This window comes from Streptomyces sp. NPDC002698, from assembly GCF_042888945.1.
Lineage (GTDB): Bacteria > Actinomycetota > Actinomycetes > Streptomycetales > Streptomycetaceae > Streptomyces.
In genome coordinates, this window is sequence record NZ_JBIAQM010000002.1 from 45,876 (window position 1) to 69,887 (window position 24,012).

The 24,012-nt window shown below is 74.2% G+C and carries 1 protein-coding gene; it reads right to left on the reverse strand.

The features are described from left to right. A complete protein-coding gene (locus ACFYW9_RS02635; protein WP_389143732.1) occupies positions 1-24,000 on the reverse strand; it encodes a non-ribosomal peptide synthase/polyketide synthase in 24,000 nt (7,999 codons plus the stop codon). Positions 24,001-24,012: the final 12 nt, after the last annotated feature.

Consider the following 24,012-nt stretch of genomic DNA (forward strand, 5'->3'; position numbering starts at 1 on the left):
TCAGTCCTCCTGGTGGGAAAGGGTGGTGTCACCGGTGGCCTCGGCGAGGCGGGCGGCCAGGATCGGTCCGATCTGGGCCAGCGAGCCGGCTTCGGTCATCCGGTTGTGCCGGGTGGTGATCTCGTGTGATTCGATCCGGCCCGCGATGTACGGGCGCCAGGTGTCGGGTCCGGCGTCGTTCCCGTCGCGGTCGATCGTGGAGTTGAACAGCAGCAGGTCGCCGTCGAACCCGGCGGGGACGAAGTCGACCGCCAGCTTCGAGTTGTTGATCATGATGTGGACGATGACCTCGATCTGCTGCTCCGTCAGGCCCTGCAGCGCGCTGCCCCGCCGGTTCAGGACCTCGGCGACCTCGGCGTAGGTGAGCTCCCGGTCGCCCAGTTCGTCCGGGTCGACGTCGAGCACACCGACGAGCACGTCCCGCTCGGTGGGCACGGGCATCTCCTCGAACCGCACGTCCTTGACCGGGTAGGCGTCGAGGATGGCAAGCAGCGCGGTCCGCTCGCCGCGCGCCTGCAGCTCGCAGGCGAGCGCGTGGGCGATCAGTCCGCCGGCGGACCAGCCGAGCAGCAGGTACGGGCCCTCGGGCTGGATCTTGCGGATCTGGTCGGCGTAGTCGGCCGCCATCTCCTCGAAGGACGCCGGCAGGGGTTCGGGGCGGCCGAGGCCGCGCGCCTGGATCGCGTAGACCGGGTGCTGGGGACCGATGTGGTTCAGCAGCCCGCTGTACGACCAGCTGATGCCGCCGCCGGGGTGGACGCAGAACAGCGGCGTGCCGGTCCCGGTCGAACGCAGGGGCAGCACCACGTCCAAGGCGTCGTCGGGGTTGTCCATGACCAGGCGCTCGGTGAGACCGGCCACGGTCGGCGCCTCGAACAGCATGCGCAGGCCCAGCTCCAGGCCGAGGGTCTCGCGGACGCGGGAGGCCAGGCGGGCGGCCAGCAGCGAGTGCCCGCCCAGATCGAAGAAGTTGTCGTCGATGTGCACCTGTTCCCGGCCGAGGACCTCGGCGAAGAGGCCGCACAGCAGCTGCTCCCGCGGTGTCCGGGGGCCGCGTCCGGTGCCCTGCGCCCCGTACTCGGGGGCGGGCAGGGCGGCCCGGTCCAGCTTGCCGTTGGCGGTGAGCGGCAGCGTGTCCAGGGTGACGAACGCCGACGGCACCATGTAGTCGGGCAGTTCACGGCGCAGTCGCCCGGAGAGCTCGCCCGCCTCGGGCACGCCCCCGGGGGCTGGCACCAGGTAGGCGACGAGCCGCTTGTCGCCGGGCCGGTCCTCGCGGGCGACGACGGCCGCCTGGGCGACGCCCGGGCAGCTCGCGAGGATCGCCTCGATCTCGCCGGGCTCGATCCGCAGGCCGCGGAGCTTGACCTGGTGGTCGGTCCGTCCGGCGAACTCCAGTGTGCCCTCGGCCGGCCACCACGCCAGGTCGCCGGTGCGGTACATCCGGCTCCCGGGCGGCCCGTACGGGTCGGCGGTGAAGCGCTCCGCGGTCAGGCCGGGCCGGCCGAGGTAGCCGCGGGCCACGCCTGTTCCCGCGAGGTACAGCTCGCCGACCAGGCCCGTGGGCACCGGCCGCAGGCGGTCGTCGAGGACGTAGGCGCGCATGTTCGCCATCGGCCCGCCGATCGGCACGGTCGCGGCGTTACCGGGGAGGCCGTGCACCGGGTGGCGGGTGGCCAGGGTCGTGGCCTCGGTGGGCCCGTAGCCGTTGACCACCTCGATGCCCGGGCAGACCTCCAGCACCCGGGCGACGGCGGCCGGGGAGACCACGTCGCCGCCGGTCCACACCTCGCGCACCCCCGCGAGCAGGGCCGGCCGTTCCTCGGCGACCAGGCGGAACAGGCCCGCCGTCAGCCACAGTCCGGTCACCCCGTGCGTGCTGATCGTGTGCTGGAGCAGGTCGAGGTCGAGCCGCTCGGGCGGTGCGACCACGACCCGGCCGCCGTTGAGCAGCGGCACCCACAGCTCGTAGGTCGAGAGGTCGAAGGCGGTCGGGGAGTGCATCAGCACCCGCTCGTGTCCGCCGCCGCGGTACTCGGGGGTGAGCGCGAGGCCCACCACGTCGCGGTGGGTGACGGCCACGCCCTTCGGCCGGCCGGTCGAGCCGGAGGTGTACATCACGTACGCCAACTGCCGCTGATAGCAGCGCACTTCGATGTCGGACGAGTCGCGCTCGCCCTCGATCGACGCGGCCAGCACGTCCTCGGTGAGCACCAGCGCGGCCCCGGCCTCCTGGAGGATCAGGTCGATCCGGGACCGCGGGAAGCGCGAGTCGAGGGGCGTGTAGGCGCCGCCCGCCTTGATGATCGCCAGGAGCGCCACGACGAGGTCCGCCGAGCGGTCCAGCAGCACCGCGACCGGTGTCTCCGGCCGTACGCCCCGGCGGATCAGTGCCCGCGCCAGGCGGTTGGACCGCTGGTCGAGTTCCCGGTAGGTCAGCTCGGTGGCGCCCGCCACGACGGCCACCGCGTCCGGGGTGGCGCGCACCTGGCGGGCGAACAGCTCCGGCAGCGCGGCCTCGGGCAGCTCGAACGCGGTACCGGTGGACCGGGACAGCAGCTGGCGACGTTCCTCGCCGGACATGATGTCGATCCGGCTGATCGGCCGGCCGGGGTCGGCGACCGCCGCGCGCAGCAGCCGCGCCCAGCGCTCGAACAGCAGCTCCACGGTGGCCGGTTCGAACAGGTCGGTGGCGTACTCCACCGCGCCGACCAGGCCGTCGGGGCCGCCGTCCGGGCGGAACTGCTCGGCCAGGCTGAACGTCAGGTCGACCCGCGAGGTCCCGGTCGACGCCTCCAGGTGGCCGGTCGACAGGCCCGGCAGCGCGAACTCGCCCACCGGCGCGTTCTGCAGGGCCAGCATGATCTGGAACAGCGGGTGGTGCGACAGCGAACGGGCCGGGTTGACCACCTCGACCAGGTACTCGAACGGCACGTCCTGGTGGTCGTAGGCGGCGAGCGCCTTCTGCCGCACCCGGCCGAGCAGTTCGGCGAAGCCGGGGTCGCCGCTCGTGTCGGTGCGCAGCACCAGGGTGTTGACGAAGAAGCCGACGAGGTCGTCCAGCGCCTGGTCGGTACGGCCGGCGATCGGACTGCCCACGGGGATGTCCGTACCGGCGCCGAGCCGGGTGAGCAGCGCGGCGAGGCCGGCCTGGAGCACCATGAACATGCTGGCGCCGCGTGCGGCGGCCAGATCTCGCAGCGCCTGGTGCAGTTCGGGGTCCAGCCGGACCACGACCCGGCTGCCCCGCTGGGAGGCCACCGGCGGCCTGGGCCGGTCGGCGGGCAGCTGCACCTGCTGCGGAATGCCCGCCAGCTCGTCCTTCCAGTAGGCCAGTTGCCGGGCGAACAGGCTGTCCGGGTCGGCGGTGTCGCCGAGCAGGTCGCGTTGCCAGCAGGTGTAGTCGGCGTACTGCACCGGCAGCGGGGACCACTGCGGCTCCTCGCCCCGGCAGCGCGCCGTGTAGGCGGCCGCGAGGTCGCCGGAGAGCGGCCCCATCGACCAGCCGTCGGCGGCGATGTGGTGGACCACGACCAGCAGCACGTGCCGGTCGGGCGCGAGCACGTACAGCTCCGCCCGGACCGGCGGCTCCGCCGCCAGGTCGAAGCCTCGCCGGGCCGTCCGCGCCAGCCGCTCGGCCAGCCGGCTCTCGTCGAGCTCGACCACCGGCAGCTCCGGGTGTGCCCGCGAAGCGCTCAGCACGACCTGGTAGGGCACACCGTCCGTCTCGCGGAAGACCGTCCGCAGGCTCTCGTGCCGGGCGATCACGTCCGCGAGCGCGGCGTGCAGGGCCGGGCGGTCGAGTTCGCCGGTCAGGCTCAGCGCGAGCGGCATGTTGTAGGTGGCGCTCGGCCCGTCCATCCGGTGCAGGAACCACAGGCGGCGCTGGGCGAAGGACAGCGGGACCTTTTCGGGTCGCGGCCGGGTGGTCAGCGTGGGCCGCGCCGTGCCGGAGCCGTCGAGGCGGGCCGCGAGGCCGGCCACGGTCGGCGTCTCGAACAGCGTCCGGACCTCGAGCTCCGCGCCGAGGACCGCCCGGACGCGGGAGGCCAGGCGGGTCGCCAGCAGTGAGTGTCCGCCCAGGTCGAAGAAGCTGTCCTCGACGCCGACCTGGGCCAGGCCGAGCACCTCGGCGAACAGCTCGGCGAGGAGCTGTTCCTGCGGGGTGCGCGGCGCCCGCCCGGCTCCGGCCGGGCCGAGGTCGGGCGCGGGCAGCGCGCGGCGGTCGAGCTTGCCGCTGGCCGTCAGCGGCAACGTCTCCAGCGCCACGAACGCCGACGGGATCAGGTAGTCGGGCAGTCGCCCGCGCAGCCATGCGCGGAGTTCGCCGATGAGGGCGCCGGTGCCCCGGCTGCCGGTCGGGCGGTTGGTCAGCGACGACAGCGGCCTGTCGGCGGTCCGGGCCGACCGGTACGGCTCGACCGGGGAGGCGTGCCGCGCCCGCGGGTCGGCGAAGACGACGTCCAAGGCGTCGGCCGCGGTCGCCGACCAGGTGACGCCCACCCAGCGGTCGAACTCCAGCCCGAGGGCCCGGAAGTCCTCCGGATCCGGGAGTTCGCTCCCCTCCGGTCCGTGCAGCCGCTCCAGCAGCTCGGCGAGCGAGCCGTCGCCGTTCTGCACCGCCCGGGAAAGGGCGGTCTCGCGCAGCACCCGACGGTTCGGCACTCCGGTGATCCGCAGCACGTCGGCGGTCGGCCGGGCGAGGAGTTCGCGCAGCTCGGCCGGTCCGGTGACCTGCCGCCCCCACTCCAGGTCGGCCGTCCGGCCCGGGGCGGCCGGAACGACCGGGGCCTTGTGCAGCGTCACGTCGTAGCGGTAGCGGGTCAGTTCGTTGTGGTGGCGGCCGCGCTTGACCTCCACGGCCACCGCGCCGATGTCCGTGCCGTGCTCCCGCAGGACAGTGAAGAAGTCCGGGTCGACCAGGAGTTCCTTCTCCACCCTGACGGTCTGCTCCACCGCGCGGCGCACCGCCGCGAGGTCGCCGTCGGCACCGGTGCGGTGCAGCTGGACCGCGGTGGCCAGCGGGCGCAGCAGCCGCAGGTTGCGGACATCGCCGACGAAGAGCGCCCCGCCGGGGGCGAGCAGCCGCATCAGCTTCCCGATCACGTCCGCGAGGTAGTCGGCGGACGGGAAGTACTGCACCACCGAGTTGATCACGACGGTGTCGAACCACCCGGCCGGCAGACCGTCGGTGTCGTGCGCCGGGCGGGTCCCCAGCACCACCCGCTCGGCCAGGTCGTGCTGCCGGGCGACCTGCGCGGTCAGCGCGTCGACCGCCGTGGCGGAGAAGTCCGTCGCCCAGTAGGTCTCGCAGTGCGGCGCGATCCGCGAGAGCAGCAGTCCGGTGCCGACGCCGACCTCCAGCACCCGGCGGGGGCGCAGGGCCAGGATGCGGGCCACGGTGGCGTCCCGCCACTCCCGCATCTGCTCGACCGGGATCGGACTCGCGTCGTAACTGCTGTTCCAGCCGACGAAGTTCTGGCCGAAGTCGGCTTCCTCAGGGGTGATGGGCAGGGCGTCGTAGATGTCCTTCCACTCGCCCACGTGGTCCGCTTCCAGACCACTGTCCCGGGTCTCGTCCTGGTGCGGGACGACATAGCCGACGAGCCGGTCGTCCTGGGCGAGGACGGCGGCCCGGGCGACGGCGGGGTGCTCGGCCAGCGCCGCCTCGACCTCGCCGGGCTCGACCCGGAAGCCACGCACCTTCACCTGGTCGTCGGCACGGCCGACGTACTCCAGCTCTCCCCCAGCCTCCGGCCGGGGGGACCCCCAGCCCAGCCGGCGCACCAGGTCTCCGGTGCGGTACATGCGCTCACCGGCCCCGAACGGGCAGGCGACGAACCGTCCGGCCGTCAGGCCCGGCCGGTTCAGGTAGCCGCGCGCCAGTCCCGCGCCCGCGACGTACAGCTCCCCCGCCACGCCCGTCGGCACCGGCCGCAGCCGCTCGTCCAGCACGTACACCCGGGCGTTGGCGATCGGACGGCCGATCGGCGGCACGCCCGTCCCCGGGGACAGCGGGTCGCTCATGGTCGCGCACACCGTGGTCTCGGTCGGACCGTACGCGTTGATCATCCGGCGCCCGGACGCCCAGCGGTCCACCAGTTCCGGCGGGCACGCCTCACCCGCCACCACCAGTGTCGGCACGTGCACCGAGCCCTCCGGCACGGCGGCGAGGACGGACGGGGGCACGGTCACGTGGGTGACCGCGAGGTCCCGGTCGGTCAGCGCGGCGACCGGGTCCGCCGTCGGGGGAAGCACCAGGGCCGCGCCGCGCAGCAGGGCGGTGTAGATCTCCGACACCGAGGCGTCGAAGCTGGGCGAGGCGAACTGGAGCACCCGGCTGTCGGGTTCGATCGCGAAGCGCTCGATCTGCGCGGCGACCAGGCTCGCGACGCCGCCGTGGGCGACCACGACGCCCTTGGGGCGCCCGGTCGAGCCCGAGGTGTAGATGACGTATGCCGGGTGCCGGACGTCGAGCGCGACCACGGGGTCGGTCTCCGGCCACGCGGACACCTCGGTCACCAGCGCCGGGTCGTCGACCATCAGTGCCGGCCGGGCGTCGTCCAGCATGTACGTGATCCGCGCCTGCGGGTACGCCGGATCCACGGGCAGGTACGCGGCCCCGGCCTTGAGCACGCCCAGGACGGCCACCACGGACTCCACCGAGCGCGGCAGGGCCACGGCCACGGTCTGCTCCGGACCGACACCCCGATCGATCAGCGCGTGCGCGAACCGGTTCGCCCAGGCGTCGAGTTGACGGTACGTCAACTCGACATCGCCGCAGACGAGCGCGACCGCGTCCGGTGCCGCCGCCACCTGCGCCGCGAACGCCTGCGGCACCGGGACGGCATCCACCTCCCGGGCGGTCGCGTTGCCCCGCTCCAGCAGACGGTGCCGCTCGTCGGCGTCGAGGATCTCGATCCGTCCGATCGACCGGTCCGGGTCGGCGGTGACCGCCTCCAGCAGTCGCGTCCAGCGCCTGGCGAGCGCCTCGACCGTCGAGCGGTCGAACAGGTCGGTGGCGTACTCCACCGCGCCGACGATCCCCGCCGGGCCGCCGTCCGGAGCGAACTGTTCGACGAGGCTCACACCGAGGTCGAACTTGGCGGTTCCGGTGGCCACCGCGTAGGTGGCGACGTCCAGGCCGGGCAGGGAGAACCGGCCCATCGGAGCGTTCTGCACGGCCAGGATGGTCTGGAACAGCGGGTGGTGGGACAGCGAGCGGGACGGGTTGAGCACCTCCACCAGGTGCTCGAACGGCACGTCCTGGTGCGCGTACGCCGACAGCGCCGTCTCCCGCACCCGGCCCAGCAGTTCGGCGAACGTCGGATCACCGCTCGTGTCGGTGCGCAGCACCAGCGTGTTCACGAAGAAGCCGACCAGATCGTCCAGCGCCTCGTCGGTACGTCCCGCGATCGGAGACCCGATCGGGATGTCCGTGCCCGCGCCCAACCGCGTGTACAGCGCCGCCAGCGCCGCCTGCAGCACCATGAACAGGCTCGCGCCCGACTTTCGGGCCAACTCCACCAGGGCCGCGTGCAGTTCAGGGCTCAGCTCCAGGCCGACATGGTCCCCGCGCCAGCCGGCGACGGCCGGCCTCGGCCGGTCGGCGGGCAGCTGGAGCAGTTCCGGCAGGTCGGACAGCTGATGCTTCCAGTAGTCGAGCTGCTCGGCGAACCGGCTCTCCGGGTCGGCGGTGTCACCGAGCAGGTCGCGCTGCCACAGCGTGTAGTCCGCGTACTGCACCGACAGGGCCGGCCAGTGCGGCGCGCGGCCCTCGCAGCGGGCGGCGTACGCCTCGGCCAGGTCGCGTGCCAGCGGGCCGGTGGACCAGCCGTCACCGGCGATGTGGTGCATCACCAGCAGCAGCACGTGCTCGTCCGGCGCGAGCGCGAACAGCTCCGCCCGCAGTGGCGCTTCGGCCTCCAGGTCGAAGGGCCGCCGTGCGAACTCGGCGAGCCGCTCGAACAGTTCGGCCTCCGGCACCTCGGTCAGCCGCGCCCGGGGCCGGGCCTCGGCCGGGTCCAGGACGAGCTGGCGGGGTACGCCGTCGACCTCCGGGAAGACGGTGCGCAGGCTCTCGTGCCGGGCCATCACGTCGGCCAGCGCCTCGTCCAGCGCCGCCCGGTCGAGCGTCCCGGTCAGCCGGAGCGCCAGCGGGATGTGGTAGGTCGCGGCGGTGCCGTCCATGCGGTGCAGGAACCAGAGCCGACGCTGGGCGAAGGACAGCGGCACCGCCTCCGGCCGCTCGTGCGTGGTCAGCGCCGGGCGTACGCGGCCGGCCCCGGCCAGCGCCTCGGCCAGGCCGGCCACGGTGGGCGCCTGGAACAGCGCGCGCAGCCCCAGCTCCACTCCGAGCACCGAGCGCACCCGCGCGGCCAGCCGGGTGGCGAGCAGGGAGTGCCCGCCCAGGTCGAAGAAGCCGTCGTCGAGCCCGACCCGCGGCACGCCAAGGACCTCGGCGAACAGCTCGCACAGGATCTGCTCCTGCGGGGTGCGCGGCGCCCGCCCGACCTCGGCCGGGCCGCGATCGGGAGCGGGCAGTGCCGCCCGGTCCAGCTTCCCGCTCGGTGTCAGCGGCAGCACGTCCAGCACCCCGAAGACAGCCGGTACCAGGTAGTCGGGCAGCCGGTCCCGCAGGTACGCCGCCAGCTCCGCCGGACGTACGACCGTGCCGGGACGGGACGCGACGTAGCCGATGAGCCGGTCGTCCCGGGCGAGCACGGCGGCCTGGGCGACGGCGGGGTGTTCGGCCAGCGCCGCCTCGACCTCGCCGGGCTCGACCCGGAAGCCGCGCACCTTCACCTGGTCGTCGGCACGGCCGACGTACTCCAGCTCTCCCCCAGCCTCCGGCCGGGGGGACCCCCAGCCCAGCCGGCGCACCACGTCCCCGGTGCGGTACATGCGCTCACCCGCCGGGCCGAACGGGCAGGCGACGAACCGTCCGGCCGTCAGCCCGGGCCGGTTCAGGTACCCACGCGCCAGACCGGGGCCGGCGACATACAACTCCCCCGCCACCCCCGGCGGCACGATGCGCAGCCGCTCGTCGAGGACGTACGCCCGGAAGCCCGCGACCGATCGGCCGATCGGCGGTACACCGCGCCCCGGGGTCAGCGGGTCGCTCATGGTCGCGCACACCGTGGTCTCGGTCGGACCGTACGCGTTGATCATCCGCCGGCCCGGCGCCCACCGGGCCACCAGCTCCGGCGTGCAGGCCTCACCGGCCACCACCAGGGTGGTGGCCGTGAGGTCGGCGCTCTCCAGCGCGGCCAGCGCCGAGGGCGGAAGCGTCACGTGGGTGACGCCGAGCCGGCGGTCCGTCAGGGCCTCCAGCGGGGCCTCGGACGGGGCCAGGACCAGGGTGGCGCCGGTGAGCACGGCACCGCACAGATCCCAGAAGGACGCGTCGAAGCTGGGCGAGGCGAACTGGAGAACCCTGCTGCCCGGCGCCACGCCGAGCCTCTCGGCCTGCGCCGCCACCAGGCCCGACACGCCGGTGTGGCTCACCACGACGCCCTTGGGCCGGCCTGTCGAGCCCGAGGTGTAGATGACGTATGCCGGGTGCCGGACGTCGAGCGCGGTCCGCGGGCCGGTGTCCGGCCAGTTCCCTTCGGTCACCGCCGCCGGATCGTCGATCACCAGCGTGGGCCGCGCGTCGTCCAGCATGTACGTGATCCGTGCCGCCGGGTACGCCGGATCCACGGGCAGGTACGCGGCCCCGGCCTTGAGCACGCCCAGGACGGCCACCATGGACTCCACCGAGCGCGGCAGGGCCACGGCCACGGTCTGCTCCGGACCGACACCCCGATCGATCAGCGCGTGCGCGAACCGGTTCGCCCAGGCGTCGAGTTGACGGTACGTCAACTCGACATCGCCGCAGACGAGCGCGACCGCGTCCGGTGCCGCCGCCACCTGCGCCGCGAACAGTTCCGGCAGGCTCACCCCGGCCGCCCGGCCCTCGACGGCGGGCAGCAGCTCGCGGCGCTCCCCGTCGGACAGCAGGTCGATCGCGCCGATCGGCCGGTCGGGCGCGGCGGCGACCGCGGCCAGCAGCCTGGTCCACCGGGCGACCAGGACCTCGACCGTCGAGCGGTCGAACAGGTCGGTGCTGTACTCGACCGCACCGCCGATCCCGGCCGGCGCGCCGTCGGGCCCGTGCTCCTCCGCGAACCCGAAGGTCAGGTCGAGCCGCGCGGTCCCGGTGAGCACGGTCACCCCGGAGACCCGGAGACCCGGCAGCTCGAAGTCACCGCCCGGCGCGTTCTGCACGACCAGCCCGGTCTGATACAGCGGGTGGTGGGACAGCGAGCGGGACGGGTTCAGTGCCTCCACCAGGTGCTCGAACGGCACGTCCTGGTGCGCGTACGCCGACAGCGCCGTCTCCCGCACCCGGCCCAGCAGCTCGGCGAACGTCGGATCACCGCTCGTGTCGGTGCGCAGCACCAGCGTGTTGATGAAGAAGCCGACCAGATCGTCCAGCGCCTCATCGGTACGTCCCGCGATCGGAGACCCGATCGGGATGTCCGTGCCCGCGCCCAGCCGGGTGTACAGCGCGGCCAGCGCCGCCTGCAGCACCATGAACAGGGTCGCGCCCGAGCGTCGCGCCAACTCCACCAGCGCCGCGTGCAGTTCGGCGTCGATCCGGAGTTCCAGCAGGTCGCCGCCGTACGACATGGTGGCCGGGCGCGGCCGGTCGGCGGGCAGCCGCAGTTGCTCGGGCAGCCCCGCCAGCGCCTCGGTCCAGTAGGTGACCTGACGGGCGAACACGCTGTCCGTGTCGTGCTCGTCGCCGAGGATCTCGTGCTGCCACAGGGTGTAGTCGCCGTAGGTGACCGGCAGCGGCGGCCAGGCCGGCGCCCCGCCGCCCCGCCGGGTGGTGTAGGCGGTGGCCAGGTCACGGGCCAGCGGGCCCATGGACCAGCCGTCCCCGACGATGTGGTGCATCACCAGCAGCAGCACGTGCTCGTCCGGCGCGAGCGCGAACAGCTCCGCCCGCAGCGGTACTTCCGAGGTCAGGTCGAAGCCGCGCACCGCCGCCTCGCGCAGCAGGGCGGGCAGCTCCGCCTCGCCCGCCGCGCGTACGGTCAGCGGGACGGCGGCCTCGGTGGTGTCCAGCACCCGCTGGTACGGGACTCCGTCGGTGTGCGGGAAGACCGTGCGCAGGGTCTCGTGCCGGGCCACCACGTCCGCGAGCGCGGCGCTCAGCGCGGCCCGGTCGAGGTCGCCGGACAGCCGCAGGGCGAGCGGCATGTGGTAGGTCGCGCTCGGCGCCCCGAACTGCTGGAGGAACCAGAGCCGGCGCTGGGCGAACGACAGCGGCATCGGTTCGCGGCGGGGCCGGGGAACGAGGGCCTGCCGCGCGGTGCCGGCGTCGTGCAGCCCGGCCGCGATCCCGGCGGGCGTCGGCGCCCGGAACAGGCTGCGCAGTTCCAGCTCGACACCGAGGGTCGCCCGGACCCGTGAGACCAGCCGGGTGGCGAGCAGGGAGTGCCCGCCCAGGTCGAAGAAGCCGTCGTCGACCCCGACCCGCGGCACGCCAAGAACCTCGGCGAACAGCTCGCACAGGATCTGCTCCTGCGGCGTGCGCGGAGCCCGGCCCGTCGGCGTGGCCACCGACTCGGGCACGGGCAGCGCCGCCCGGTCCAGCTTCCCGTTCGGCGTCAGCGGCAGCGCGTCGAGCAGCACGAACGCGGACGGCACCAGGTGCTCCGGCACCCGGTCGCGCAGGTACGCCGCCAGCGCCGCCGCGGTCGCCCCGGTCCCGGCCGGGGGAACGACGTACGCGACGATCCGGGTCTCGCCCGGACGGTCCACCCGGGCGAGCACCGCGACCTGGGCGACACCCGGGTGCGCGGCCAGCTCGGCCTCGATCTCGCCCGGCTCGACCCGGAACCCGCGGATCTTCACCTGGTGGTCCACCCGGCCCGCGAACTCCAGCTCGCCGTCGGCGCGCCAGCGGACCAGGTCGCCGGTGCGGTACATCAGCGCGCCGGGCGGACCGTACGGGTCGGCGACGAACCGCGTGGCGGTGAGCCCGGGCCGGTTCAGGTAGCTGCGGGCGAGTCCCGCCCCGGCGAGGTACAGCTCACCCAGCACGCCGGGGGCGACCGGTCGCAGCGCCGAATCCAGCACGTATACCCGGCAGTTGGCGATCGGCCGGCCGATCGGTACCGGCAGCGGGCAGTCGGCGGGGTCGGCCGGCAGCGGGTAGGCGGTGATCACATGGGTCTCGGCGGGGCCGTAGTGGTTGTGCAGCTCCCGGCCCGGCCGCCGGGCCTGGAAGCGGCGTACCGCACCGCCCAGCCGCATCGCCTCGCCGGCCTGCGCGACCATCCGCAGCTTCGGCAGTTCGAGCCCTGCCTCCTCGGCGGCCTCGGCCAGCGCCTCGACCACCAGGTTGGGCGCGAACAGCTCCTCGACCCCGTGCCGGTCCAGCCAGCGGGCGAACAGCTCGGCGCTGCGGCGCTGCTCCTCGGTCGGCACCACGAGGGTCTTGCCGTACAGCAGCGCGGAGAGCGTCTCCTGTACCGAGACGTCGAAGCTGATCGCGGTGAACTGCGCGGTACGCGTGCCGGGTTCGCCGCCGACGGACCCGTGGTGCCACGCCAGCAGGTTCAGCAGCCCGGCGGCGGGCATCACCACGGCCTTGGGCCGGCCGGTGGAGCCCGAGGTGTAGATGACGTAGGCCGGGTGCCGCGGGTCCGCGGCGACGGCCGGATCGTGCTCCGGCAGGTCCCCGTCCGGTGTGACGGCCGCGAGGTCGTCGAGCACCACGGCGGGCCGGGCGTCGTCCAGCATGTACGCGATACGGGCGGCCGGGTAGTCCGGGTCGACCGGAAGGTACGCCGCGCCCGTCTTGAGCACCGCGAGGACGGCGACCACCAGCTCGGTCGACCTCGGCAGCCGCAGGGCGACGACCTGCTCCGGCCCCACCCCGCGCGCGATCAGCGCGTGCGCCAGGCGGTTGGCCCTGCGGTTCAGTTCGCGGTAGGTCAGCACGGTGTCCTCGAACACCACCGCCGGGGCCTCCGGGGTCGCCCGGACCTGCGCCTCGAACAGAGCGGGCAGGCCGGCGTCGGGAGCCGGGCGGGCGGTGTCGTTGCGTACGACCAGCAGCTCGTGCCGCTCCTCGGCGGTGAGGACGTCGATCCGGCTCAGCGGCCGGTCCGGTTCGGCGACCACCGACGCCAGCAGCCGCAGCCACCGGGCGACCAGTGCCTCCACCGTGGCGGGGTCGAAGAGGTCGGTGCTGTACTCGACCCGCCCGGCGATGCCCTCGGCCGGCCCGCCGGTGCCGCCGCGCTCCAGCAGGTGGAAGCCGAGGTCGAACATCGCCGTCGGCGTCCGCACCAGGACGATCTCGGCGGCCAGACCACTCAGGGCGAACTCGGTGCGGGGCACGTTCTGCAGCGCGAGCAGCACCTGGAACAGCGGCTGACGGGCGAGCGACCGGGACGGGTTGAGGGCCTCGACGACGTGCTCGAACGGCAGGTCCTGGTGTGCGTACGCGGCCAGCGCGCCCTCGCGGACCCTGACAAGGAGCTCGGCGAAGGTCGGGTCGCCGCCGGTGTCCGTGCGGAGCACCAGGGTGTTGACGAAGAACCCGACAAGGCCGTCCAGGGCCTCGTCGGTCCGGCCCGCGATCAGGCTGCCGACCGGGATGTCCTCTCCCGCGCCGAGCTTGTCCAGCAGCGACGCCAGGGCGGCCTGCAACACCATGTACACGCTGGCGCCGTGCTCCCGGCCCAGCCGGACCAGCCCGGCGTGGAGTTCGGCGTCCAGTTCGATCGCGAGGTGGCCGCCGGAGCAGGAGGGGGTCGCGGGGCGGGGGCGGTCGGCGGGGAGCCGGATCTGCTCCGGCAGGTTCGCCAACCGCTCGGTCCAGTAGGCCTGCTGGCGGGCGAACAGGCTGTCCTGGTCGGCCGGGTCGCCGAGCAGCTCCTGCTGCCACAGGGTGTAGTCGGCGTACTGCACGGGCGGTGGCGTCCACCGCGGTTCCTCGCCCTGGCCGCGTGCCGCGTACGCGGTGGCCAGGTCGGCGGCCAGCGGGCCCAGCGACCAGCCGTCACCGGCGATGTGGTGCATCACCAGGAGCAGCACGTGCTCGTCCGCCGAGACCTCGAACACCTCGGCGCGCAGCGGCGGTTCGGCCGCGAGGTCGAATCCGCGCGCCGCGGCCCCCGTCAGCAGTTCCGGCAGGTCCGTCTCGTCGGCCGTGGTGACCGACAGCCTCGGGCGCGCCTCCGCGGTGGCCAGCACCCGCTGGTGGGGCACGCCGTCCGCGGCCGGGAAGACCGTGCGCAGGGTTTCGTGCCGGTCGACGACATCGCCCAGCGCCGCCTCCAGGGCCGCCAGGTCCAGTGGCCCCGAGAGCCGCCACGCGAGCGGCATGTTGTAGACCGAGTCGGCGCCCTCCAGCTGGCGCAGGAACCACAGCCTCCGCTGAGCGGACGACAACGGCACCAGCTCGGGCCGCTCCGCCCGCTCCAGGGCGAGCCGGGCCCGGTCCGCGCCGCCCAGCCCGGCGGCCAGCCCGGCCACCGTCGGGGTCTGGAACAGGGTGCGCAGCGCAAGTTCCACGCCCAGGGCCGCACGGACCCGGGCGACCAGCCGGGTGGCCAGCAGGGAGTGCCCGCCCAGGTCGAAGAAGTCGTCGTCGACACCGACCCGCGGCACGCCAAGGACCTCGGCGAACAGCCCGGCCAGCACGTGTTCCTGAGGAGTGCGCGGGGCCCGGCCGACCCGCGACCCCGCGTACTCGGGCTCGGGCAGGGCGCGCCGGTCCAGCTTGCCGCTGGCGTTCAGCGGCAGGACGTCGAGGGAGACGAACGCGGCGGGCACCATGTAGTCGGGCAGCCGCCCGCGCAGGTGCGCCCGCAGGTCCTCCGGCCGAAGCTCCGCCCCGGTGGCGGGCACCAGGTAGGCGACCAGGCGGGTGTCCCCCGCCCGGTCCTGCCGGACGGTCACGGCGGCCTGCGCGACCCGCGGGTGTTCCGCCAACTCCGTCTCGATCTCGCCGAGTTCGATCCGGAAGCCCCGGAGCTTGACCTGGTCGTCGGTGCGGCCGAGGAACTCCAGATTCCCGTCCGGGCCCCACCGCACCAGGTCACCGGTGCGGTACATCCGCGAACCGCCGGGACCGAACGGGTCCGCGACGAACCGTCCCGCGGTCAGGCCCGGCCGGTTCAGGTAACCGCGCGCCAGCCCGGCACCGGCGATGTACAGCTCGCCCGGCACGCCCTCGGGCACCGGCTGCAACGCGGCGTCGAGCACGTGCAACCGGACACCCCCGAGCGGCCGGCCGATCACCTGGCGCGGGCTCGACTCCAGCGGTGCGAAGGTCGAGTCCACCGTGCACTCGGCCGGCCCGTAGTAGTTCAGGGCGAACACCCCGTCGGCCGCCCGCAGCCGTTTCCACAGCCGCTCCGGAACGGTCTCCCCGCCCAGCCCGACCAGCGACGGACGCCACCGCGGGTTGTCCAACAGCCCGTGATCGACGAGGACTTGCAGGTAGGACGGGGTACCGCCGACCGTGTCCAGCCCGACCCGCGCCGCGTACTCGAGGTAGGCGTCCGGATCGGTCCAGGTCTCCTCGTCCAGGACGTGCAGCTCGTGGCCGGCGTACAGGGCGAACATCTGGTCGCAGGAGGCGTCGAACGACACCGACGTGGTCAGCCCCACCCGCAGCCGCTCCCCCGTCCGGAACATCAGCGGACCCTGGTCGGCGAACAGGTTGCGCAGGCTGCCGTGGGTCACCACCACGCCCTTGGGCCTGCCGGTGGAACCGGAGGTGTAGATGACGTAGGCCGGATGGCGCGGGTCGACGGCCACCATCGGGTCGGCCGCCGGGCAACCCGCCAGCAGCGCGGTCGTCTCCGGGTCGTCGGCCACCAGCCATCCGGCGGGACCGGTGTCCGGCAGGCGGTCCCGGGTGCGGGCGTCGGTCACCACCAGGACCGGCCGGGTGTCGTCGAGCATGTACGCGATCCGCGCGGCCGGGTACTCCGGATCGACCGGGACGTACGCGGCGCCGGTCTTCAGCACCGCGAGGATCGCCACCACCAGCTCCGCCGAGCGCGGCAGCGCCACCGCCACCAGCCGCTCCGGCCCCGCACCCCGCGCGATCAGGGCGTGCGCCAGCCGGTTCGCCCGCGCGTCCAGCTCCGCGTACGTCAGCGACGCTTCCGGCCCCACCAGCGCGACGGCGTCCGGAGTCGCACGCACCTGAGCCCGGAAGAGCTCCGGCAGGCTCTCGGTGAAGGTCTGGGCCGCGGGGCCGGTACCCAGCGCCGTCAGCTCACCCTGCTCCTCGGCGGTGAGCAGGCCGAACCGGCTGAGCCTCCGCCGCGGGTCGGCCACCACGGCGCGGAGCAGCCGCTCCCACCGCTCGATCATCGTCTCGACGGTGGCCGGGTCGTACAGGTCGCCGGTGTACTCGACGGACCCGTCGATCCCCTCCGGGGAGCCGTCCTGCGCGTGCCGCTCGGACATGGTGAAGATCAGGTCGAGCTTGGCGGTGGTCGACGTCGACGGCATGTCGCCGACGCTCAGCCCGGGCGGCGCGAAGTCGGCCCGGGGCGCGTTCTGCAGCACCAGCATGACCTGGAACAGCGGGTGGTGCGCCAGCGACCGGACCGGGTTGAGTGCCTCGACCAGGTACTCGAACGGGAGGTCCTGGTGCGCGTACCCGGCCAGCGCGGTCTCCCGGACCCGGCCCAGCAGTTCGGCGAACGTCGGATCGCCCGAGGTGTCGGTACGGAAGACCAGGGTGTTGACGAAGTAGCCGACCAGCTCGTCCTGCGCCTGGTCGGTACGGCCCGCGACCGGGCTGCCGACCGGGATGTCGTCGCCCGCGCCGAACTTGCTCAGCAGCACCGCCAGCCCTGCCTGGAGCACCATGAACAGACTGGTGCCGTGGGCGCGGGCGAGTTCGCGCAGCCCGCGGTGCAGCTCGGCGTCCAGCCCGGCGCGCACGGAACCGCCCCGGTGCGAGGCGACCGCCGGGCGGGACCGGTCGCCGGGCAGCTGGAGCTGCTCGGGCAGATCGGCCAGCTGCCGGGTCCAGTAGGCCGCCTGGCGGGCGAACAGGCTGTCCCCGTCGGCCGCGTCGCCGAGCAGTTCGTGCTGCCAGAGGGTGTAGTCGGCGTACTGCACCGGCAGCGGCGCCCACTGCGGCTCCTCGCCGCGGCGGCGCGCCGTGTAGGCGGTGGTCAGGCCCTGCGCGAGCGGGCCCAGCGACCAGCCGTCACCCGCGATGTGGTGGAGGACCACCTGGAACACGTGCTCGTCCGCCGCCAGCTCGAACAGCCCGGCACGCAGTGGCACATCGACCGCCAGGTCGAACCGACGGGCCTTCGCCTCCGCCATGACGTCTGGCAGCTCGGACTCGGTGGTCCGGCTGACGAGCAGCCGCGGGCGGGACGCCTCGACATCCAGCACCTGCTGGTACGGCACTCCGTCGACCGCCGGGAAGACGGTGCGCAGGCTCTCGTGCCGCTCGACCACATCCGCCACCGCGGCTTCCAGGGCCCGCAGGTCCAGATCCCCGGACAGCCGCCAGGCCAGCGAGATGTGATAGTTCGCGCCTGCGCCCTCCAGCTGGTGCAGGAACCACAGCCGCCGCTGCGCGAACGACAGCGGGATGGCCTCGGGACGTTCGCGCCGTGCCAGGGCGGTCTGCGCCGGTCCGGCCGCCACCAGGGCGGCGGCCAGGCCGGCCGGGGTCGGCGCCTCGAACAGGGTGCGCAGCGGCATCTCCACGCCGAGCGTCGCGCGGATCCGGGCGGCCAGGCGGGTGGCCAGCAGCGAGTGCCCGCCCAGGTCGAAGAAGCCGTCCTCGACGCCGGCCGACGCCACGCCCAGGACCTCGGCGAACAGCTCGCAGAGGACCTGTTCCTGCGGGGTGCGCGGCGCGCGGGCGGAGGCCGCCGGGGCGAGGTCGGGGGCGGGCAGGGCCCGGTGGTCCAGCTTGCCGTTGGCGGTCAGCGGCAGCGTGTCCAGCACGACGAACGCCGACGGCACCATGTGCTCCGGCAACCGCTCGCGCAGGTGCCCACGCAGGTCGGCCGGACCCGGTGCGGTACCCGCGGCCGGCACCAGGTACGCGACCAGCCGGGTGTCGTCGGCCCGGTCCTGCCGGGCCAGGACGGCGACCTGGGCGACCTGCGGGTGTTCCGCCAGCACCGTCTCGATCTCGCCGAGCTCGATCCGGAAGCCGCGTACCTTCACCTGCTGGTCGGCCCGGCCGACGTAGCGCAGGCCGCCGTCCGCCGCGCGGCGCACCACGTCGCCGCTGCGGTACATCTGCGATCCCGGCGGCCCGAACGGGTCGGCGACGAAGCGCCCGGCGGTCAGGCCGGGCCGGTTCAGGTAACCGCGCGCCAGTCCGGCGCCCGCGACGTACAGCTCGCCGGGCACGTCCGGGGCCACCGGCCGCAGGTGGGCGTCCAGCACGTACGTCCGCAGGTCCGGAACGGCCGTGCCGATCCCACCGGCGGCGCCGCCGGACCGGTCGAGCGCCGCGTACGTGACGTGCACCGTGGTCTCGGTGATGCCGTACATGTTGACCAGCAGCGGCGCGTCGTCCGGGTGCCGCTCGTACCAGCTCGCCAGCCGGGCGTGATCCAGCGCCTCACCGCCGAACACCACCGTGCGCAGCGCGAGCGGGCGGCCGGTCTCCGGGGCCTCCGCGTCCGCCTGCATCAGCTGGTAGAACGCGGACGGCGTCTGGTTGAGCACGGTCACCCGCTCGCGGGCGAGGAGCTCCAGGAAGCGGCCGGGCGAGCGGCTGGTCTCGTGGTCCACGACCACCAGACGGCCGCCGTGCAGCAGCGGACCCCACAGCTCCCACACCGAGAAGTCGAAGGCGTAGGAGTGGAAGAGCGTCCAGACGTCCTCGGCGGAGAAGCCGAACAGCTTCTCGGTGGTGCCGAACAGCCGCACCACGTTCCGGTGCGAGACCACCACGCCCTTGGGGTTGCCGGTGGAACCGGAGGTGTAGATGACGTAGGCGGCGTGGCCGGGGTCGAGGGGGACCTCCGGGTCCGTGTCCGGCAGCCCGTCCAGGTCGGTGGCGTCCAGCAGCAGCCGGTCCACCGGGTCCGCGCCCGGCAGGTCGCCGGTCCGGCTCGTGGTCACGAGGAGCGCGGGCCGGGCGTCCTGGAGCAGGTAGGCGATCCGGGCGGCCGGGTACCGCGGGTCCACCGGCAGGTAGGCGCCGCCCGCCTTCAGCACGGCGAGCACCGCCACGACCTGCTCCGCCGAGCGCGGCAGGGCCAGCGCCACCAGCTGCTCCGGCCCCACGCCCCGGTCGATCAGGGCGTGCGCCAGCCGGTTCGCGCGGGCGTTCAACTCGCCGTATGTCAGGGTGACTTCGCCGTCGGTGAGGGCGACGGCGGCCGGGGTCGCCCGCACCTGTCGCTCGAACAGCGCGGTCAGGCCGCTCTCCGACGGCGCCTCGCTCCGGTCGGTACGCGCCGGAAGCAGTGCGCGGAGCTCGTCGGCGGACAGCACGTCCACCTGTCCGATCCGCCGGCCGGGGTCGGCGACGACGGTGCGCAGCAGCCGCAGCCACCGCTCGACGATCCCTGTCACGGTGGCCTCGTCGAACAGGTCGGTGCTGTACTCCACCACGCCCGACAGGCCGTCCTCACCCGGCTGTTCGGCCACGATGAAGGTCAGGTCGCACTTGGCCGTCCCGGTGTGGACCAGGTCGGCCGCCACCCGCAGCCGGGGCAGGTCGAACGTGCCCAGCGGCGCGTTCTGCAGGGCGAGCATGGTCTGGAACAGCGGGTGGTGCGCCAGCGACCGGGCCGGATTCAGCGCCTCCACCAGGTGCTCGAACGGCACGTCCTGGTGCGCGTACGCGGCCAGCGCGTCGGTGCGCACCCGGCCCAGCAGTTCGGCGAACGACGGGTCGCCGGAGAGGTCGGTGCGCAGCACCAGGGTGTTGACGAAGAAGCCGACCAGGTCGTCCGCGGCCTCGTCGGTGCGTCCGGCGATCGGCGTGCCCACGGGTACGTCGGTGCCCGCGCCGAGCTTGCCCAGCAGGGCGGCCAGCCCGGCCTGGAGCACCATGAAGAGGCTGGCCCCGCCGTCCCGGGCGAGCGCGCGCAGGCCCTGGTGCAGCTCGGCGTCGATCCGCACCGGGAGATGGGCGCCCCGGTAGGACATCGCCGTCGGCCGGGGCCGGTCGAACGGCAGCTCGACCTGCTCGGGCAGATCCGCCAACTTCTGTCGCCAGTAGGCGAGTTGGCTGCTCAGCAGGCTGTCCGGGTCCGCGCCGTCGCCCAGCAGTTCCCCCTGCCAGAGGGCGTAGTCGGCGTACTGGACCGGCAGCGGCGACCACTCCGGCTTCGCCCCCTCGGCACGGGCCGCGTAGGCGGTCGTCAGATCCCGCAGGAGCGGCCCCGTCGACCAGCCGTCACCGGCGATGTGGTGCACCACCAGCAGCAGCACGTGCTCCTCGGCGCCGAGCCGGAACAGTTCGGCGCGCAGCGGCGGCTCCCCGGAGAGCTCGAAGCCGTGCCGGGCCGCCTCCGCCAGCCGCTCCGGCAGGTCACGCTCGCCCACTTCGGTCGCCCGCAGCCGCGGCCGTGCCGCGCCCGGGTCCAGCACCCGCTGGTACGGCACGCCGTCGAGCACCGGGAAGACGGTGCGCAGGCTCTCGTGCCGCTCGACCACGTCCGCCAGGGCGGCTTCCAGGGCCCGCTGGTCCAGGTTCCCGGACAGCCGCAACGCCAACGGGATGTTGTACGTGGCGCTCGGGCCCTCCATGCGGTGCAGGAACCACAGCCGGCGCTGCGCGAAGGACAGCGGAACCGCCTCGGGCCGCTCACACCGCCGCAGAGCCGGCCGCGCCCGGCCCGCGACGTCCACCGCCGCCGCCAGTTCCGCGACCGTCGGCGCGTCGAACAGGTCGCCGAGCCGCAGCTCCACGCCGAGGATCGAGCGGGCCCGGGCGACCAGCCGGGTGGCCAGCAGGGAGTGCCCGCCCAGGTCGAAGAAGCTGTCGTCCAGCCCGGGCTCGGACACCCCGAGCACCTCGGCGAACAGCCCGGCGAGCAGGTGTTCGGTCGCGGTGCGCGGTGCGCGGCCCGGCGCGGCGGGCTGTCGCTCGGGCGCCGGGAGGGCCCGCCGGTCGAGCTTGCCGTTCGGGGTCAGCGGCAGCGCGTCCAGCAGCACGTAGGCGGCCGGCACCAGCTGCCGGGGCAGCCGGTCCCGCAGGTGGTCGCGCAGGGCGGTGTCGGTCACGGTGGCGCCGGGCTCGGGCACCGCGTAGGCGACCAGCCGGGATTCCCCCTCGGTGCGCACCGTCACGGCGGCCCGGGCGACCTGCGGGTGCTCGGCGAGGACGGCCTCGATCTCGCCGAGCTCGATCCGGAAGCCGCGGATCTTGACCTGGTCGTCGGTGCGGCCGAGGAACTCCAGGTTCCCGGCCTCGTCCCAGCGCACCAGGTCCCCGGTGCGGTACATCCTCGACCCGCTCGGCCCGAACGGGTCGGCGACGAACCGCCCGGCGGTCAGCCCCGGCCGGTCGAGGTAGCCGCGGGCCAGCCCCGCGCCCGCGATGTACAGCTCACCCGCCGCACCGGTCGGCAGCGGCCGCAGGGCACCGTCGAGCACGTACAGCCGGGCGTTGGTGACGGGCCGGCCGATCACCGGGCGTGCGCTCGAACCCACCTGCGCGACCACCGAGTTGACGGTGCATTCGGACGGCCCGTAGAGGTTGAGGCAGGACACCCCCTCCACCGCCCGCAGCTGCTCCCACAGCCGCTCCGGGACGGCCTCGCCGCCCACCGCGACCAGTGCCGGACGCCACCGCGGGTCACTCAACAGCCCGTGGGAGACGAGCACCTGGAGGTAGGACGGGGTGGCTTCGATGTAGTCCAGTCCGCGACGCGCCGCGTAACCGACGAAGGCGTCGGGGTCGGTCCAGGTCGCGTGCTCCAGGACGTGCAGCTCGTGGCCCCCGAACAGGGCGAGCAGCTGGTTCAAGGAGGCGTCGAAGGACACCGAGGTGGTCAGCGCCACCCGCAGCCGCTGCCGCGCCTTCAGCACCGGCGCGAAGTGCACCTGCCGGAGGTCGGCGAGCAGGTCGAGCAGACCACCGTGGGTCGGCAGCACGCCCTTGGGCCTGCCGGTGGAACCGGAGGTGTAGATGACGTACGCCGGATGACCCGGGTCGACGGCCACCATCGGGTCGGCCGCCGGGCAACCCGCCACCAGGGCGGCCGTCTCCGGGTCGTCGAGCACCAGCCGGTCGGCAGGACCGCTGTCCGGCAGGCGGTCCCCGCTGCGGGAGTCGGTGACCACCAGCGTCGGCCGCGCGTCGTCGAGCAGGTACGCGATCCGCGCGGCCGGGTACTCCGGATCGACCGGGACGTACGCGGCGCCGGTCTTCAGCACCGCGAGGATCGCCACCACCAGCTCCGCCGAGCGCGGCAGCGCCACCGCCACCAGCCGCTCCGGCCCCGCGCCCCGCGCGATCAGGGCGTGCGCCAGCCGGTTCGCCCGCGCGTCCAGCTCCGCGTACGTCAGCGAGACGTCGCCGCACACCAGCGCGACCAGGTCCCCGGTCGCCCGGACGTGCTCCCGGAACAGCTCCGGCAGGCTCGTGGCCGGGGCCGGCGCCACCGGTCCTGAGCCCAGCTCCGCCGGCTCACGGCGCTCCTCGGCGGTGAGCAGTTCGATCCGGCCCACCGGCTCGTCCTGGTCGCAGTCCGCGAGGGTGTCAAGGAGCGCGAGCAGCCGCTGCTGGTGACCGGCGAGGTCGCCCTGGCCGTACGCCTCCGGCGAGCCGTGCAGCCGGAGCAGCGGCGGGTTGCCGTCCCGGTAGTCGAAGACCCAGACGGCGAGGTCGGTGGTGGACCCGGACACGAAGTGGTGCACGGAGGCCGGATGCCCGGCGAAGCTCGGCCTGGAGTTGAAGGCCATGATGTTGACGATCAGCGGGAACGCCGTCCCGATGCTGCCGGGAGCGCCGAGGTCCCGCAGCAGGTCCTCGCTGCGGTAGCGCTCGTGCGCGACGGCCGTCTCGACCTCCCGCGCCGCCTGGGCGACGAGTTCGCGCCACGGCATGTCCGGCCGCACCGTCAGCCGCAGCGGCACCACGTTGGACGTCGTGCCCGGCACCGCCGTCAGGTCGCGGTCGGCGCCCCGGCGGGCGGTGACGGGCAGGGCGAGCACCACGTCCTGGCTGCCGGTCAGCCGGTGGGCGTAGAGCGCCGTCGCCGCGACCACCAGCCGGGACCACCGGACGCCGGAACGTCCCGCCGCCGCCCGCAGGGCGTCCGGACGGCGCAGCTCCCGCTCCTCGGCCAGCCGGAGGGCGCGGTGCGGGTCGGTCGCGGAGGCGTCGGTGAGCCGGGTCGGGGCGGGCAGGTCGGCGAAGCGCCCGGTCCAGTAGGCGCGGTCGGCGGCGAAGTCGGTGGAGGCGCGGTAGGCGGCGTCGCTGTCGACCAGGTCCCGCAGCGAGCCGAACGGGCAGGGCGGCACGGCGCCGCCCTCGGCCAGTGCCGAGTACACCTCGCCGACCCGCTGCCGGAGCATGGAGCTGCTGATCGCGTCCAGCACGACGTGGTGGTAGTTCAGGTACCAGAGGTACTCCGTCGGTGACGCCTTGATCAGCGCGTGGCCGAACAGCGGGTCACGGGCGAGGTCCAGCGGGCGCAGCAGGTCCCGCTCCATCCATTCCACGGCCGCCGCCCGGGGGTCGGGCTCCCCGCTGAGGTCGAGGTGGGCCGGAGCCCAGTCCCAGCTCTCCCGGAGGACCTGGCGCGGGCCCTCGCCGTCGTCGACGAAGGTCACGTGCAGGGCGTCGATCTCGCCGACCACCCGGCGCAGCGCGGTCTCGAACAGCTCCCGGTCCACCGGCCCGTGGATCTCCAGGCACTCGCCGACGCGGTAGCCCGGGATCGGCGTCCGGGAGCGCTGCTCGGCGAGCCAGATCTCGCGCTGGGCCGCTGTCAGGGGAAGGGAGTCACCGTCGAGACGGGGCATGGGGGGATACCT

Excerpts from the sequence above, each read along its gene's own strand:
- ACFYW9_RS02635 (WP_389143732.1), bottom strand. The coding sequence starts at position 24,000 with ATGCCCCGTCTCGACGGTGACTCCCTTCCCCTGACAGCGGCCCAGCGC.